Annotated in this window: 14 protein-coding genes and 1 tRNA gene; 8 read left to right on the top strand and 7 right to left on the bottom strand. The window is 41.4% G+C overall.

Features of this window, described 5'->3' with window-relative positions; translation table 11 throughout:
• Window positions 1-2: 2 nt before the first annotated feature.
• The 4 genes from QT327_RS19705 to QT327_RS19720 form a co-directional block, all read right to left on the bottom strand.
• Complete coding sequence (locus tag QT327_RS19705) at window positions 3-1256, bottom strand: cation:proton antiporter (RefSeq protein WP_130856388.1); 1254 nt, start codon at window positions 1254-1256, stop codon at window positions 3-5.
• A gap of 268 nt (window positions 1257-1524) precedes the next feature.
• Entirely contained in the window at window positions 1525-2091 is a 567-nt protein-coding gene (locus QT327_RS19710; RefSeq protein WP_130856389.1) for a MarC family protein, read from the bottom strand.
• Window positions 2092-2299: 208 nt separating this feature from the next.
• Entirely contained in the window at window positions 2300-3781 is a 1482-nt protein-coding gene (locus QT327_RS19715) for an amino acid permease (protein WP_013665521.1), read from the bottom strand.
• Between the two features lie 201 nt (window positions 3782-3982).
• Complete coding sequence (locus QT327_RS19720) at window positions 3983-6199, bottom strand: sodium-translocating pyrophosphatase (RefSeq protein ID WP_149105312.1); 2217 nt, start codon at window positions 6197-6199, stop codon at window positions 3983-3985.
• 286 nt (window positions 6200-6485) lie between these two features.
• Between QT327_RS19720 and QT327_RS19725 the strand changes: the two genes are divergently transcribed.
• From QT327_RS19725 to QT327_RS19735, 3 genes are read left to right on the top strand one after another with little or no spacing between them, the layout of a single operon-like run.
• Complete coding sequence (locus QT327_RS19725) at window positions 6486-7871, top strand: APC family permease (RefSeq protein WP_198140335.1); 1386 nt, start codon at window positions 6486-6488, stop codon at window positions 7869-7871.
• 6 nt (window positions 7872-7877) lie between these two features.
• Window positions 7878-8795: a ComEA family DNA-binding protein gene (locus QT327_RS19730; RefSeq protein ID WP_130856391.1), complete on the top strand. Its 918-nt coding sequence runs from the start codon at window positions 7878-7880 to the stop codon at window positions 8793-8795.
• Entirely contained in the window at window positions 8792-9319 is a 528-nt protein-coding gene (locus QT327_RS19735; RefSeq protein ID WP_013665526.1) for an adenine phosphoribosyltransferase, read from the top strand. The genes QT327_RS19730 and QT327_RS19735 overlap by 4 nt, the downstream gene beginning before the upstream one ends.
• A gap of 276 nt (window positions 9320-9595) precedes the next feature.
• Here the strand turns inward: QT327_RS19735 and QT327_RS19740 are convergent, their stop codons facing one another.
• Window positions 9596-10507, bottom strand: coding sequence for a DUF6263 family protein (locus QT327_RS19740; RefSeq protein WP_130856392.1), 912 nt, complete (start codon window positions 10505-10507; stop codon window positions 9596-9598).
• 289 nt (window positions 10508-10796) lie between these two features.
• Here QT327_RS19740 and QT327_RS19745 point away from each other — a divergent pair, with 289 nt between their 5' ends.
• From QT327_RS19745 to QT327_RS19760, 4 genes are all read left to right on the top strand, one after another.
• Window positions 10797-11969 (top strand): acyl-CoA dehydrogenase, encoded by a 1173-nt coding sequence (locus QT327_RS19745; protein WP_289553801.1) that lies wholly within the window; start codon window positions 10797-10799, stop codon window positions 11967-11969.
• 162 nt (window positions 11970-12131) lie between these two features.
• A complete protein-coding gene (locus QT327_RS19750; protein WP_149105313.1) occupies window positions 12132-13646 on the top strand; it encodes a malate:quinone oxidoreductase in 1515 nt (504 codons plus the stop codon).
• Between the two features lie 348 nt (window positions 13647-13994).
• Entirely contained in the window at window positions 13995-15176 is a 1182-nt protein-coding gene (locus QT327_RS19755) for an ROK family protein (RefSeq protein ID WP_130856395.1), read from the top strand.
• 322 nt (window positions 15177-15498) lie between these two features.
• Window positions 15499-15891 (top strand): hypothetical protein, encoded by a 393-nt coding sequence (locus QT327_RS19760; RefSeq protein ID WP_289553802.1) that lies wholly within the window; start codon window positions 15499-15501, stop codon window positions 15889-15891.
• Between the two features lie 266 nt (window positions 15892-16157).
• Here the strand turns inward: QT327_RS19760 and QT327_RS19765 are convergent.
• Window positions 16158-16231, bottom strand: a tRNA-Ala gene (locus QT327_RS19765).
• A gap of 147 nt (window positions 16232-16378) precedes the next feature.
• Between QT327_RS19765 and QT327_RS19770 the strand changes: the two genes are divergently transcribed.
• A complete protein-coding gene (locus QT327_RS19770; RefSeq protein WP_130856396.1) occupies window positions 16379-16855 on the top strand; it encodes a hypothetical protein in 477 nt (158 codons plus the stop codon).
• Here QT327_RS19770 and QT327_RS19775 read toward each other — a convergent pair whose 3' ends face one another.
• Window positions 16856-17065 carry a hypothetical protein gene (locus QT327_RS19775; protein ID WP_013665533.1) on the bottom strand — a complete coding sequence of 70 codons (210 nt, stop codon included), beginning with the start codon at window positions 17063-17065 and terminating at the stop codon, window positions 16856-16858. It abuts the gene before it with no gap.
• Window positions 17066-17144: the final 79 nt, after the last annotated feature.

A 17144-nucleotide genomic window follows, 5' to 3' on the forward strand; every position in this document is an offset into this window, starting at 1 on the left:
TACTAAACGTCTTCGGTTGCAATTTGCCGGGCCTTATTGGTTAGCTTACCAATTGTTAAACCCTGTACAAGGATGGAGAAAAGAACAACATAGTAAGTAATCGAAAGCAATAAATCTTTATTCAAATGGCTATCTATAGAGAGTGCCAACGCTACGGATACACCACCTCTTAGACCTCCCCACACAAGAATGGTAATCGTTGCCCTATTAAATTTAGTCTTCATCGGAATGATATTAACCGGCAGCCATATCGAAACAAAGCGAGCTAGCAAAACCATTGCGATGCTTATTATACCGATCAACCAATAGTCACCAATATTCGTTATAAGAATGAGTTCAAAGCCAATAATCAAGAATAATATGGCATTCATGATTTCATCGATTAATTCCCAGAACTTATCTAAATAATCTTTAGACACTTCGCTTAGCGCAAAGCTACGTCCGTAGTTTCCAACCACTAACCCGGAAGCTACCATAGCTAAGGGGCCGGACATATGTATCGCACTTGCCACCAGGTGGCCACCCATTACCACCGCAAGGGTAATCAGAACTTCCACTTTATAATTGTCGATTTTTCCTATTGTTTTAGAGGCGATATAACCTAGTAGTAATCCCAGTGCTACACCGCCAAGCGCTTCTTTCGCGAGCAACCAGGAGATGCTACCGAACGATAAATCTACATCTTCACCTTGCGCAAGCTGTAACATAATAATGAAAACTACAACAGCAATCCCATCATTGAAGAGGGATTCACCGGCAACTTTTGTCTCCAATGATTTGGGAACACCTGCTTGTTTTAAAATACCTAAAACGGCTATTGGATCAGTTGGTGAGATCAGTGCGCCAAAGAGTAAACATTGAATGAGCGGTATTCCCATGTGTAACCATTGCAAGATGTAAAATAGCATAAAGCCGACGGCAAAAGTAGAGATGATAACACTTACAGTAGAAAAGACCATTACCGGCGCCTTTTGCTCTTTCAAGTCACTTAACCGGATATGGATTGCCCCGGCAAATAATAAAAAATTTAACATCGCTCCCATGAGCACTTCTGTAAAATCAACGGAGGAGATAAAGGTGGAGAATTCCTGAAAGGTATGAGGGAAAATCTTGTCGGTCAGAATAAGACCCAATGATACCAAAAGGGCAATCACCATAACGCCAATAGTAGAAGGCAGTTTTAAAAACCGTTCGTTTATATAAGAGAAAACGGCTGAAAGGACGATAAGTACAGAGAATGAGTAGTATAATTCCATATAAAATTCGGTTTTCCCGTAAAATACGAATTTTTCCCCTGCTTAGCAAGTTGAAGTAGCTAGTAGTGAGTAGGGAATAGTTAGTAGTGAGCTAGTAGGGAGTAGGGGATAGTTAATAGTGAGGGTCGTGGCAGTCGGTTTGTAATAGTGGCAGTAGCAGTAACACTGGCGAAAGCCGATAGCCGAGCGCTGAAAACAAGTTGTAGAATCGCTACGGAGGCAGGCTTTTGACTTTTGACTTTTGACTTTTGGCTTTTTACTTTTGAATTTACAATCCTGTATTGCTTCTGAAAAGTTTGATAGCAATAGCCAGCAGGATTACTCCGAAAGCTTTTCTTAACACAGCTAATCCCGTACGCCCCAAAAGCTTTTCCAAGCGATATGTGTTTTTTAATACAATATAAATGATAGCTATGTTAATCAGTATGCCGACAATGATATTCTGTGTGGCGTATTCTGATTTAAGAGAGAGAATGGTGGTCATGGTTCCGGCTCCGGCGATCAGCGGGAAGGCTAAAGGCACGATGGAAGCCGTTTCAAAGCTGTCATCCTTAAAGAAAGTCATCCCTAAAACCATTTCCATAGCAATAAAGAAAATAACCAATGAGCCGGCAATTGCAAAAGAAGCAACATCAATTCCGATAAGCTTCAGCATACTTTCACCTATGAAGAGAAAAGCGATCATGAGTATCATGGCCACAATGCTTGCTTTTCCTGATTCAATTTTTCCTGCTTTTTGACGGAGATCAATAATAATCGGAATGGATCCTAATATATCGATGATCGCAAAAAGGATCATCGTAACAGACGCAATTTCCTTAATGTTGAAAAACATGTTTTTGGTTTTATAAATCAAACTTATATAAAACTTGGTTTATATCCAATGGCTATATTTTCCTGCCGTAATTGAATCGAATATTTAGCTGACCGGATTGTTAGAGAACGTTTAAGTTGCCCATTTGATGTACGGCGACGCAACACAAAAGCAGGCGTTGGCTATTTACGGTTTCCTTATTCACAATAAAGGGCCGGCGCCCTTTTATTTATGGAGTGTTATCACGTTCAGCTGCCAGTCGTGCAAGGCTATGTGATTTACTATAACCGAAATAGATGATAATACCCAACGCCATCCAGATCGCTAAACGCTCCCAGCTTTCTATGGGAAGGCCAGCCATCATCGTAACACAAATAATAATACCCAAGATTGGAATGAGGGGTACAAGCGGCGTTTTAAAAGGCCGATCTAACTGCGGGTCTTTTTTTCTAAGTATAATTACACCAATGCAGACAAGCGTGAAAGCAAATAATGTCCCTATACTTACCATATGGCCTAAATCAGAAACAGGTACAAAACCGGCAAAAATACTGACGAAGACCATGAAAAGTAAATTAGATTTCCATGGTGTTTGGTTTTTAGAGAGATCAGAGAAGAACTTTGGCAATAAACCGTCTTTACTCATGCTATAAAATACGCGGCTCTGTCCCAGTAACATCACCAGAATAACGGAAGTATAGCCGGCCAGAATCGCTATCATTAACGCTAAATTCAAAAATGTATAACCGGTTTTAGCAAACGCTGTAGCTACAGGTTTTGCATCACCTTCAAAGGCGGTATAATGTTCCAATCCTGTCATCACATAAGAAAATGCCACATATAATAGTGTACAGACAAGTAATGAACCGATAATACCGATAGGCATTCCTTTTTGAGGATTTTTAGCTTCTTGTGCCGCAGTACTGACGGCATCGAATCCAATAAATGCGAAGAATACAACACCTGCACCTCTTAGCACACCGCTAATGCCAAAATGCCCAAAGTCGGGGCTACTAAAAAAGTCGAAGAAACCTATTTTGCCGGCTTTTAAAGCTTCCTCTCCGGCATTTGCAGGGATAAAAGGACTGTGGTTTGCCGGGTTGATAAACTTCCAGCCTAAGGCGATAAATATTAATACAACCGCTATTTTCACGATCACAAGAAGGTTGTTCACAAAAGAAGATTCCTGTGTTCCTCGCATCAATAAGAGCGATAAAAGACATACGATGACGATAGCCGGGATATTGATCATACCACCTTCCCACGGGCCATGTAAGAGAGAAGCAGGCAAGTGGATGCCGATTTCGGCTAAAAATTGAGAAAAATATTGCGACCAGCTTACCGATACGGTTGCTGCGGCCAAGGCATATTCCAGGACAAGGTCCCAACCGATAATCCAGGCAATAAACTCACCCATGGTGGCATAAGAATAGGTATAAGCGCTCCCGGCAACCGGGATCATAGATGCAAATTCAGCATAACATAAACCGGCAAAGCCGCACCCGATAGCTGCAATGATAAACGAAAGTATAACAGCCGGTCCGGCATTATCCGCAGCAGCAATGCCCGTCAGTGAAAAAAGTCCCGCACCGATGATAGCGCCAACTCCTAAAGCTACTAGATGATAACTTGATAAGGTTCGTTTTAAGGTGCCTTCTCCACTTTCTTGTGCTTCCTTAATCAGTGAGGGGATCGATTTTTTATAAAACATAAATGTGGTTTTTACTTTGTGGTTGTGTGAATTGTATTTATTGTTAAAATATGGTGTGATTTTGCTAAAATAATGTAATGTTTGGGTGATTTGATGTCTTTTTTACTTAAAATCATTATCTTTTATTAAAAGAAAGTCAAACCTACAACTTTTATTTGAGAAACAAAGAAGGCGCTAAGTTATTTTAGCGCCTTCGAAGGGTTATAGGTCGTATTTTTGTGTATTTGTTACATTCTGTCGGCTGGTTGCCGTCTGAAAGGCTTCTGTTTTTGGCTTTGCTTGTTTACTGCTAATCGTATGTTTGTTAACATTGATATGAGGAGCGATGATAAGTGACACAATTGACATCAATTTAATTAAAATATTCATTGACGGACCGGAAGTGTCTTTGAAAGGATCTCCCACTGTATCGCCCGTAACAGATGCTTTATGAGGTTCTGATTTTTTATAATAAATTTCGCCGTTAATATGAGCGCCTTTTTCGAAAGACTTTTTGGCATTGTCCCAGGCGCCACCTGCATTGGACTGAAACATTCCCATGAGGACACCTGAAACCGTGACGCCCGCTAACAAGCCTCCCAATACTTCCGGACCAAAACTGAAACCAACTACAATCGGCACAATAAGAGCAATGGCGCCGGGTAACATCATTTCCCGGATCGAGGCTTTGGTCGAAATTTCAACGCATCGGTTATACTCGGGTTTGGCCTTATATTCCATGATTCCAGGTATTTCCCTAAATTGCCTCCTAACCTCTTGTACCATATCCATGGCGGCCCTACCTACGGCTGAAATACATAAAGCGGAAAAGATAAAAGGAATCATACCGCCAACAAATAAGCCGGCAAGCACATCGGCTTTGTAAATATCTATCTGATCGATGCCGGCAATTCCAACGAAAGCTGCAAATAAAGCTAAAGAGGTTAGGGCGGCAGAGGCAATGGCGAAACCTTTACCGGTTGCTGCGGTGGTATTTCCGACGGCATCCAGGTTATCGGTCCTGCCGCGCACCTCCTCTGGGAGCTGGCTCATCTCAGCAATCCCCCCTGCATTGTCGGCGATGGGTCCGAAGGCATCGATAGCTAGTTGCATGGCTGTGGTCGCCATCATGCCCGCCGCTGCTATTGCAACCCCGTATAAGCCGGCAAAATGGTAAGATCCGTAAATACCTGAGGCTAAGACAAGAATAGGAAGAACAGTAGATTCCATCCCTACTGCTAAACCTGCAATAATATTGGTTGCATGACCGGTCGATGATTGTTGAACAATAGATCTTACCGGCCTTTTAGACATGGCTGTATAATATTCAGTGATAATACTCATGAGTGCCCCTACAATCAAACCAACAACGATGGCTAAATAAGTGTCGGTTTTGGTGAATTCAAATCCCCGGATAACCATTGTGTCCGGTAATAACCAGTTTACCGCGAAAAAAGATGCGATCGCTGTCAATACAATGGAGCTCCAGTTGCCCACATTTAGTGCCTTTTGTACATTTCCGTTTTCGTTGGAGATCTTTACCAAAGATGCACCGACGATAGAAAATAATAGGCCTAGGCCCGCAATGAGCATGGGTAGCAGAATTGGTGCAATGCCGCCGAAATTATCGTCGGAGACAATTTCTCTTCCTAAGACCATCGTAGCAAGGATGGTAGCCACATAAGAACCAAATAAGTCGGCTCCCATGCCCGCCACATCGCCCACATTATCGCCTACATTATCGGCAATGGTTGCAGGGTTCCTTACGTCATCTTCCGGAATGCCCGCTTCTACTTTTCCGACAAGGTCTGCGCCCACATCAGCAGCTTTGGTATAGATGCCGCCTCCAACACGTGCAAATAGCGCAATGGATTCGGCCCCTAGAGAAAATCCTGCCAATACTTCCAATGCTCTCTCCATCTCTAGCCCATTGATGTCGCCATTTGTATTGATAACGTAAATGGTATAAAAGACAATAAATAGAGAACCAAGACCTAAGACGGCTAAACCGGCTACGCCGAGTCCCATAACCGTACCACCGGTAAAAGACACTTTCAAGGCTTTCGCCAAACTCGTGCGAGCCGCCTGGGTAGTCCGTACATTGGCTTTCGTTGCAATATTCATCCCGATGTAGCCGGCAAAGGCCGACGTAACCGCTCCAATCACAAATGAGACTGCGATAACCCAACTGGAATACGGACTTAAGGTGCCCGACCACGCTAATAATATACCTGCAATAACGACAAAATAAGACAATATCTTCCATTCGGCCTTTAAAAATGCCATGGCACCATTCGCAATATGACCAGCTAATTCCTGCATGGTTGAATCACCTGCATCCTGCCTGCTGACCCATCTTGATTTGCCGATCATGACCAAAATTCCTATAAGCCCTAACATCGGTATGATGTAAATTAAATTACTGTGTAGAAAATCCATAATTTCAATTGAGTTTATAATGTATCTAAAGGTTTTATCTAAATGGCTCCGTTACCCAACGTAAGGTAAAATAATTCGCTGAAACCGAGATGTAAATAATATTGACACAGATGGCAATCATTATTTACTCGAGCTCTCAGCAGCAAATACAAATAAAATAATTCGCTGAAAATAAACAGGGTTATCGAGATAATCAAATTTATTTTTTAAAAATCACAAAATATTTTTCTACATTCGTTTTGAATAACCCGAAGCCACGATGAATCAAGCACAATCCGAAAATCATATGAAAAAAGAGTTAGGCCTATTAGATGCGACCATGTTGGTGGTTGGATCCATGATAGGCTCAGGCATATTTATTGTTAGCGCCGATATTGTACGTCAGGTTGGAAGTGCCGGATGGTTGATTATTATATGGCTGCTTACCGGTGCCATTACGCTTACGGCAGCCTTAAGCTATGGTGAACTTTCTGCCATGTTCCCCAAGGCCGGAGGACAATATGTTTATCTTCGGGAGGCCTATAATCGACTGATTGCTTTTCTGTACGGTTGGGCTTTGTTTGCCGTTGTTCAAACAGGGACTATTGCAGCGGTTGGTGTTGCGTTCGCTAAATTTACGGCTTACCTTTTTCCGGCAGTAAGTGATGAGCACATCTTATATCAGTATAATATATTTCAGTTAAATGCGGCCCAAATCACAGCAATTGCCGTGATTGTCTTGCTCACATGGCTTAATACAAGAGGCGTAAAAAATGGTAAGATTTTGCAAACAGTGCTTACCATCGTTAAGATACTCTCTTTAGGGGGATTGACTATCCTGGGATTGATAACTGCTTTTAAATCGGAAATATGGAATTTGAACTGGACAGATGCCTGGACGCCTAAAACATGGGATTTCAGTGGCGAGATGTTTGTCAATATCAGCGGAGCCGCACTTTTTGCAGCAATTGTATCAGCGATGGTGGGTTCTTTGTTTTCCAGTGATGCCTGGAACAATGTGACATTCATAGCAGGGGAAATAAGAAACCCTGAACGCAATATAGGGTTAAGCCTTTTTTTAGGCACATTGATCGTGACAGTTATTTATGTGTCTACCAATGTCATGTATTTAGCTACGGTTTCTTTACAGGATATCGCTTTTGCACCGGCTGATCGCGTCGCTGTTGTGGCTTCTCATGCCATTTTCGGCAATGTCGGTACCGTCGTAATCGCTGTTATGATTATGATTTCGACTTTTGGCTGCGACAACGGACTCATATTATCCGGAGCACGCGTTTACTATACCATGGCAAATGATGGTGTTTTTTTTAAACAAGCAGGAAAGCTGAACAGGTTCGAAGTACCTGGCTGGGGGCTATGGGCTCAATGCGTTTGGGCTTCGGCACTCTGCTTGACAGGTAAGTATGGCGACTTATTGAACTATGTGATTTTTGTCGTATTGATCTTCTATGCGTTAACGATCATCGGCGTATTTATTCTTCGTAAGAAACGACCTGATATACCCCGGACCTATAAAGCCTTTGGGTATCCGGTGCTTCCTGCTATTTACGTCATAGCTGCGTTCTCAATTTGTATCGGACTGCTAATTTACCAGCCTACCTTTACTTGGCCGGGACTGATTATTGTATTGATGGGCATTCCTGTATATTATTTAATTGGGAATAAAAACTAATCAAAAATGTTGAGAAGACTGCAAAGGCATTTTGGCTTTCACAGAAGAGAGTTGAACGGCATTTCCGGTTTACTTTTTTTAATCGTGGTTATATGGCTGATTCCGCTTCTGTACAGTATGTTTTATGAACCGGATAGTCCCCGTATCGAAGTCTTGGAAGCGGATTGGAAGGATGTGGAGATTGACCGCTCCGAAGAGCTTGGCGCACAAGCATCAAAGCAAGAGGCCGTCGCACATTATTTCAAATTCGATCCGAATGATCTACCAATAATCAAGTGGCAACAGCTGGGACTTAAAGAACGCCAAATTAAGAATATTAAGAATTTTGAGGCGAAGGGAGGCCGTTTTAGGAAAAAAGATGACCTACTTAAAATATATACAATTTCACAGGATGATTATAAACGTCTCGAACCCTATATAACTATCAAAAGCGTAGAGACAGCAACGCGATCTCAAAGTGATTTCCCTATTCGTCATCCTATAGAAAAAATACCTACATCCGGCAAGGCGCAGATCGTGCTTTCCGTATTGGATTTAAACAAGATAGACAGCCTTTCCTTGCTTCCCTTGCCTGGAATTGGACCGGTGTTCGCCTCGCGCATCATTCGTTACCGCGATTTATTAGGCGGTTTCTATTCAGTTTCGCAACTTCGGGAGGTATATGGAATGGATACGATAAGATACCAACAAATTGAACCCTATTTAAAAGTTGATAGTACCGATGTAAAACGCATCGCGATTAACAGCATAAGTCTTGACGAGTTACGGAAGCATCCTTATATCAAAGCGAAGTATGCACGGCTGATCGTCGCTTATAGAAATCAACACGGTAACTATAAAAACTTGGAAGATTTATCACGAATTCCTGTATTCGATGGGAAATATTTGCGTAAAATTGCACCCTATATAATATTTGATCAATGATTGACAATCTGCTGAAAGCTACTATTCGAGATATTGTAGATTTTCCCAAGCCCGGTATCGTATTCAAAGATATTACCCCAATACTAAAAAATGCCCATCTGTGTAATCTCGTGATTGAGGAGTTTGCAACACGCTTAAAAGAGGTACACTTCGATGTAGTCGCCGGCATTGAAAGTAGGGGCTTTTTGTTCGGTTTGATGTTGGCAAATCATCTAGGAATACCGTTCGTTCCGATAAGGAAGGAGGGGAAATTACCTGCTCAAACAACCAAGCAATCCTACGATCTGGAATACGGTTCAGCTACTATAGAGATGCATACCGATGCTTTTGAACCAGGCGCTCGCGTTTTGATTCATGACGATTTGCTGGCAACCGGGGGAACGGTAGTCGCTGCTAGTAAGCTGATTCAGCAACTTGGTGGAATAATAGCAGGATATAGTTTTGTAATAAGTTTAGATTTTTTAAACGGGAGACAACGTCTCTTGCCCTATAGCAATCAGCTTATCTCCCTTGTTAGTTATTAATTATTAGTTGAGTTGTTGAATAGTGAAGTCGTTGAATAGTAGTTACAGCTCGCTACTTAAAGACTTCCAAACTTATCTACTAGCAGCTTTCGAAGTTGGCTTTCGGCTTTCGGAAATCAGTTTTCGGTCGCACCGGCCCTTCCCACTATCACATCGGCTAACCGACCGTAGGAAGCTCATGAGTGCCGAAAAAGCAAACACTTACGAATAATTAACTACTTTCCTACTCAACTATTTCCCTATTTAACGACTTCCAAACTTAACTACTCAGCAACCCTACAACGCTTTTCCCGTTAATGTAATTTTAGAGGTAATCTTCATAGGAATCTTCATCCCCTGTGCGGAGATGTCACCACTGATTTGCTGATTTATTGTGCTCGAGTTGATAAGACCAGTGGAGCTGTCCACTTGAACCTTGCCATCCTGAGTCCCTGTAAGGTTGATTTGCATATTGCCCAAAGGGCTTTCAGAGTTGAGAGGGCTTAATTTAATCGTTGAATGTACCGAAATATCAGCTTGTTTTCCATTGATGGCGGTTAAGGTGTATTGGTTTTGCAGGTCCATCTCCATCATACCGGCCATTGGCATTTTGAAGTCTTTCTGCCAGCTTTCATTGGGTTGAATTTCTTTGTTTGGGTAGATATTTAATGAGACATTCATCATGTTCATGAAAGCCGAATCACTAAATTGCTGTTTCAACAACTGTTGCGTGCTTGCTTCTCCACCGATGGAATTCAAAACATCCTGCATGCCTTCGACTTTCGTCACTTCCCCTTCGGGACTTAAATACATAAAAAAGCTTTTGCCAACCATTTTTCCAACTGCTTTTAGCGGGCTTTCCGGATTGTCTGTACGCTTTGAGTCGAAATGAAAATTTCCTTGAGGTGTTTCCATGTTGATTGCCATCGTTTGATAAGTGCTCTTGATTTTCATACCCTGAGTATTGCTCTCAACCACTTCATAGATATAATCTACCTGCGTTTGTTGCTTGATGTCCATCTGATTTCCCATCACTTCCTGATTGACGAGTTGGTCAATGCTGGTGCTAAAAAGATAAGAAGCACCTTTTTTTAGGTTCATCTTTAATAGCACGGATTGTTTGCCTTGTTCTTCTGCCGTTTTATTATGGGCTTTTACAATGGTTAAGGCAGATAATAAGAGTAAGAATATGGAAATTTTCTTTATCATTTTGATTGCATTAAATGTGTTTAACGAATATAAGACACGTGTTTAGAAAGAATGTTACGAAAATCTCTCCTAAACGCTGATCAATTGTTAAGAGTGGATAGTAAAGTATTGCTGCACTACTAACCCTTACGTATCACACAAAACTTATAACTTACAACTTAATACGATTCTAAACGAATAGGCTTTGATTTTATACCAAATACTGTTTTGTTATTTTTAAATATTGATTTTATATTCTTTTTAAGATATAATTTGGTTATTATTGTATATTACCATATTATAAATTATTATGCTTGAAAATAGAGAAACATCTTATTTCTCGTCGGACCATCAATCCATGATTCGGGAAATGGTACGTGACTTTGCACAAAAAAATATTCTTCCACATGTTATGGAATGGGACGAAGAGCAGATTTTTCCTCGCGAATTGTTTGGTCAAATGGGGGCTTTGGGACTAATGGGGGTATTGGTGCCTGAGCATTACGGCGGGGCTGGACTCGGTTATCACGAATATGTTGATGTAATAGTCGAAATTGCGCGTGTGTGTGGAGGGATCGGCCTTTCCCTGGCAGCGCATAATTCACTCTGCACCGGACACCTGCTTACTTTTGGAAATGAAGAGCAAAAGGCCCGCTGGTTGCCGAAGCTAGCTTCGGGGGAATGGATCGGTGCTTGGGGGCTCACTGAGGCGAATACAGGGTCTGATGCATTAAATATGCTTACAACTGCTGTTTTAGAGGGCGACCATTATATTATCAATGGAACCAAAAATTGGATTACCCACGGAAAGAGCGGGGATATTGCGGTGGTGATGGCCCGTACGGGTAATAAAGGTGAGTCAGGTGGAATTTCTGCGTTCATGATCGAAAAGGGTACACCTGGCTTTACGCATGGAAAAAAAGAAAATAAGTTGGGGATGCGTGCATCCGAAACAACTGAACTTATTTTAGACAATGTTCGTGTACCAAAAAGCAATTTATTGGGCGTGGAGGGAGAAGGGTTTAAGCAAGCGATGAAGGTATTGGATGGCGGACGAATATCAATAGCGGCTCTAGCCTTGGGAATTGCCAAAGGGGCACTGGATGCAGCTATCACATATAGTCAGCAACGCCATCAATTCGGACAGCCAATAGCAAATTTCCAAGCGATATCGTTCAAAATAGCGGATATGGCTACTGAAGTAGAAGCGGCTGAACTCTTAATACAAAGAGCTGCAGAATGGAAGAACAAGGGAATCCCTGTAACGAAAGCTTCCGCTATGGCTAAATATTATGCCTCTGAAGTGGCTGTGAAGGTTGCTACAGAAGCCGTTCAGATTTTTGGTGGATATGGATACACCAAGGATTTTCCAGTGGAAAAGTTTTACCGGGACGCGAAACTTTGTACGATAGGAGAAGGTACTTCCGAAATACAAAAAATGGTCATTTCCAGAGAAGTGCTCCGAGCTGGAAAAAGCGATTAAAAATCATGATTGCTGTATTGGATAAAAAAATGGCGGTAACGAATAATTGCAAAACCATGACGGAAGTCACTTTGTATTATATATGTAAATAATTCTGTTCTTTTGTTATTTTTTTAAGAAAATGTAATCGGATGGTGTTATTTTTGCAAACCATAGATTGAAATGACTAAAAGTAACAAAAACACCATTCAAGAAAAGGATGCTGTATTGATAGGTGCGGGAATCATGAGCGCTACCTTGGGCATCATGTTAAACCAGATTCAGCCAGAAGCTAGTATAGAGGTTTTTGAACGTTTAGACGAAGTAGCAGCGGAAAGTTCAGATGCATGGAACAATGCAGGGACCGGACACTCTGCCCTGTGTGAATTAAACTATACGCCACAATTACCGGACGGTTCCGTCGAAATTAAAAAAGCCATTAATATTGCAGAACAATTTGAAGTCTCAAAAGAATTTTGGGCGCAATTGATAAGCAAGGGAGTTCTGAAGAATCCGGCTCAATTTATAAGAAGTGTGCCTCATATGAGTTTTGTTTGGGGAGATGCTAATGTCTCTTACCTTCGAAAGAGATATGAGACAATGAAGGATCATCATCTTTTTAGAGGAATGGAATATTCCGAGGATCAGCTTACCATCAAGGAATGGATTCCTTTGATTATGGAAGGTAGAAGCCCTGATCAACCGGTTGCAGCTACAAAAATGGATATTGGTACGGATGTCAATTTCGGAGCACTTACTCGTTGTCTATTTGAATATTTAAAGAAGCAGCCTAATTTTAAACTTCGTTTAGCTCATGAGGTGCGCGATTTAGAGCGTTTATCGGATGGTAGGTGGAAGATTGAAGTGAGGAATAGCACAACCAAGCGTAAACGCACGGTTATTGCAAAGTTTGTATTTATCGGTGCTGGTGGAGGTGCTTTGCCTTTACTCGAGAAATCAGATATTAAAGAAGGGAAAGGCTTCGGTGGCTTCCCGGTAAGCGGTCAATGGCTTCGATGCACCAACCCGGACGTCATCGCTCAACATGAAGCGAAAGTTTATGGAAAGGCAGCGGTTGGATCTCCACCGATGTCTGTTCCGCATCTTGATACACGTATCATCGATGGTAAGAAGGCCTTACTTTTCGGTCCTTACGCTGGCTTTTCCACAAAGTTCCTTAAAAATGGATCATGGTTGGATTTACCGGCTTCCATCAAGATTAATAATATTAGACCGATGTTGGCGGCAGGACTGGATAACCTGAAGCTGACTAAATATTTAATAGATCAGGTTAGACAATCACCGGACGATAGAATAGAGGCGCTGCGGGAATACGTGCCGACGGCTCGTAAAGAAGATTGGGAATTAGAAATAGCCGGACAGCGTGTACAGGTTATTAAAAAAGATCCGGTGCACGGCGGCGTGCTCGAATTCGGTACCGAGGTGGTAAGCAGTGCAGACGGTTCTATTTCTGCTCTACTTGGTGCTTCTCCCGGTGCATCAACTTCAGTTTCTATTATGATCAAACTGTTGCAAAAATGCTTCCCCGAACAAGTCAAAACCTGGGAACATAAATTTAAAGAGATGATCCCATCTTACGGTAAATCGCTAGCTACTGATGCAAAATTGGCCGGTGAAACCCGGAGGAGAAGCAGTGAAATATTAGAGCTACAACAGCTAGTCGAAGAAAATATTTAGTATTATTTAATAAAAAGAAACGGGCCGAAAGATCTTTCGGCCCGTTTCTTTTTTATATTTGATTGTCCGTTAATGAACAATTAATGTTCATTAACGGACAACGTCTAAATGAAATAGTTGTTTGAGAGGGAGTAAGGTCGATTTCTGAATTTGGCAACGCTATTGCTGCATGGAGGATGATAAATGAACTGCTTGGCTGCCGCTCAAAAGGATATGGGTAAATAAGCGCAGTCGGCACAGGTAAGCAAACTTCATTACCTTTTAAAGACGGATTATTCGAATGAAAATCAATATTAGGACAATACGTGATTATTGTTTAATTTTAGATAATTATTAATACTAACCGGTTTGACAGCAAAAATACTAAAACAACAACACCTTAGAAAAGCTATTCTAAGGCAACTATATTATAATGGTGCCTTATCGCTGGCCGATTTATGTACGATGACATCTAAAAGTTTACCCGTTGTGTCATCGTCTGTATTAGCACTATTGGAAGAAAGATATATTGTTGAGTATGGATTAGCTCCTTCAACAGGAGGAAGGCGCCCAATTACCTATCTTTTGAACCGGGAAAAAAACAGCTTTATTTTAGCAGTAGCTGTTGATCAGCTTGAAACACGGATCTGTATATTTAATCTCGGAAATGAGCTTGTTCAACCCATAAAATCCTTTCGCTTAGAAATTTCGCAGAATCCGATCGCAATTGATAATCTTGTTGCCTGTATCAAGCAAGTTCTTACGGAAAGCAAGCTGCCGGCCGATCAGATTTTAGGTGTAGGAATTGCCATGCCCGGTGTATACAATATGAAGGAGGGGATTAATCATACGTTTTTCCCCGATCATCAGCATTTGCCAAAACATTTAAGCAGAAAGCTGGGACTCCCTGTTTATGTTGACAATGATTCACGTGCTATTGCGATGGCTGAATTAAACTTTGGCACGGCTAAAGGTTATAAAGATGTAATGGTAGTCAACATCGGCTGGGGTATCGGATTGGGCATGATTGTAGATGGCGCGCTTTTTAGTGGGCATAACGGTTACGCCGGGGAGTTTAGCCATATCCCTTTGGCAAATAGTAATAACCTATGTTCCTGCGGCAAACGCGGATGTTTGGAAGTGGATGCCTCCCTGTTGGTTTTAGTTGAAAAAGCGAAGAGAGAGATGATGATAGGCGCAAAGTCTAAATTGGAACAACTTTTTCAGGACGATCATAATCTTTCCGGCGAACATTTATTGAATGCAGCGAGATCGGGTGATCCCTTGGCGGTTTCTCTACTTGCTGAGGGCGGCTTTATGATTGGCAAAGGTCTGGCAACACTGATTCATATCATGAATCCGGAACGAATTGTGTTAAGTGGACGAGGGGCAGCGGCCGGTAAGATATGGTTGGCTCCGATTCATCAAGCAATTAACGAGTTCTGCATTCCCAGGTTATCGGAACAAACCACCATTGCCGTGTCTGACTTGTCTAAAGAAGTGCAGCTGCTGGGAGCAGCAGCCCTAGTTGTTGAGCAATGTGACTTTTAATACCAAAGCATATTCTCTTTCAAACCTATTTCAAAGTCAACTAAATCAGCTGAGATTCAGGGATTCGCATTTAATATTTTAAACTCGAAACCGACCAAATGACGAAGGTAATCGCCGCACTGGCCGAACTGAATCTGCGCATGTGAAAATCTGTGTATCTTTGGCAAGAAATTTGCTACAACAGGACAAAATACATCTGGTGGATGTAAAAAATTAGTTTAAAAACAAAATTATTTATTATGAGAAATCGATTTTTATCTTTATTAACTGTTTTTTATTTGTATTCTTAGCACAGGAATCCAAAGCGCAATACCGCAATGCCTTGGGTTTAGGTATTGATTTAGGGGATGGACGTACTTTGGTTGGACCGCAATTAAAGCATTTTTTTAACTCAAAAGATGCTGCTAATGTGCAAGTTTTATTTGCCGATAACCATGTGTTGCTTGGAGCGGATTATTCGTATAACCAAGCGATTAGCGGAGCGAGAGGGCTTAACTGGTATATCGGTGTAGGTCCGCAACTAAGCTTTATTGACCGTGGACCTTTTGGCAATAAAACGTATTTTGCAATCCGTCCAGCTTTAGGTTTGGAATATAAAGTGCCTTCCGCGCCTTTAGCTTTCCATTTTGATTGGAAACCTTGGTGGACCCTAACGGACGAGTCGGATTTTGAACCTTCCCGTTTCAGTATTGGGTTTAAGTATACTTTTAACTAAGCGAAAGAGAACATACTATAAAAAGTCCCCGTCATTTCCGGCGGGGATTTTTTTATAGTATTGCTAAAATTCATTGGCGTGAAATGATGTTTTAACCAAATTGCTTCACCTTGTTCATATGGCGTGCTTTAGCCTTCCAATGTGTTTACTGAAACACTGATATCTTAGAACAATATACTAGGGAAGATTATTGAGACAATGGCCGATAAGTGAAAAAGCGGATCAAAAGAGCATAAAAAATCCCGCCGGTTGCGGGATCATTTTAGTGGAGATTACCGGAGTCGAACCGGTGACCTCTTGCATGCCATGCAAGCGCTCTAGCCAGCTGAGCTAAACCCCCAAAAGAATTTGTGTCGGCAAAGATAGTAATTCACTTTATAACTGCAAATTATTTGTAAAACAAGAGAAAGTCTTCCCTCATGGTTTTTGTACATTGAAACAATTCAAAAATCCTGCTGTTACGTTATAAATCAAAACTTGTATCTTAATGAAAGCAATTACAATAACTGGCTTTTCAGTAATACTCTCTTTCTTTTTATTCGCAGCTTGCAATAACAATAAAACAACAGATCAGACTAATGAAACCGACGCTGCCGACATTGATAAATCAACCACCTCAGTGGCACCACTTGAGGACAATAGAGATTCCATTAATCTACAACTGATTAATGGGGAGGCGGCCCAAGAAGCCAAGATGGAAAAGGGAAAACATGTGGTATTTTCATTTAATGTAAAAACCCTTGGAAAGTTATCCGCTTCTGTTAAACCCAGCGAACCCAATGGAAATGTTCGTATTGCTCAGATCTTTCTTCCCAATAATGTAGCAGACGGGCCTTTTGGCCCAACCATGGAGTATAACATAAAAGAACCCGGAGTCTACCGTATCGTTGTTAGCGAAAATCAAATGGCAGGTGAACCCTATAATGGTCCTTTTACTTTTTTATTGAAAATAACGCCACGATAACTAATGCCGGTGTTGCGTCATATTGGTTAACTTTTCGACAATTGGTGTATTGTTACCCGATATGTCATATCGGCCGTCATTATAATCGATACGAGCAACCTCATTCTTTAGGTTGTCAAAGACAATGAACGATTGTTTGTCATAAGTGGTGGAATAGCCCGTCCATTCATGGTCTATTTCATGGGCCCATTTTGCAAATCTTTCTAACATAACAGTAATTTGATCAATAATTTTTACGTTTCGCCCCCTTTCACTATCTACTATTGTCTAAAACAAGAAGTAGCGCAAA

The organism is Olivibacter sp. 47 (assembly GCF_030372825.1).
Lineage (GTDB): Bacteria > Bacteroidota > Bacteroidia > Sphingobacteriales > Sphingobacteriaceae > Olivibacter > Olivibacter oleidegradans.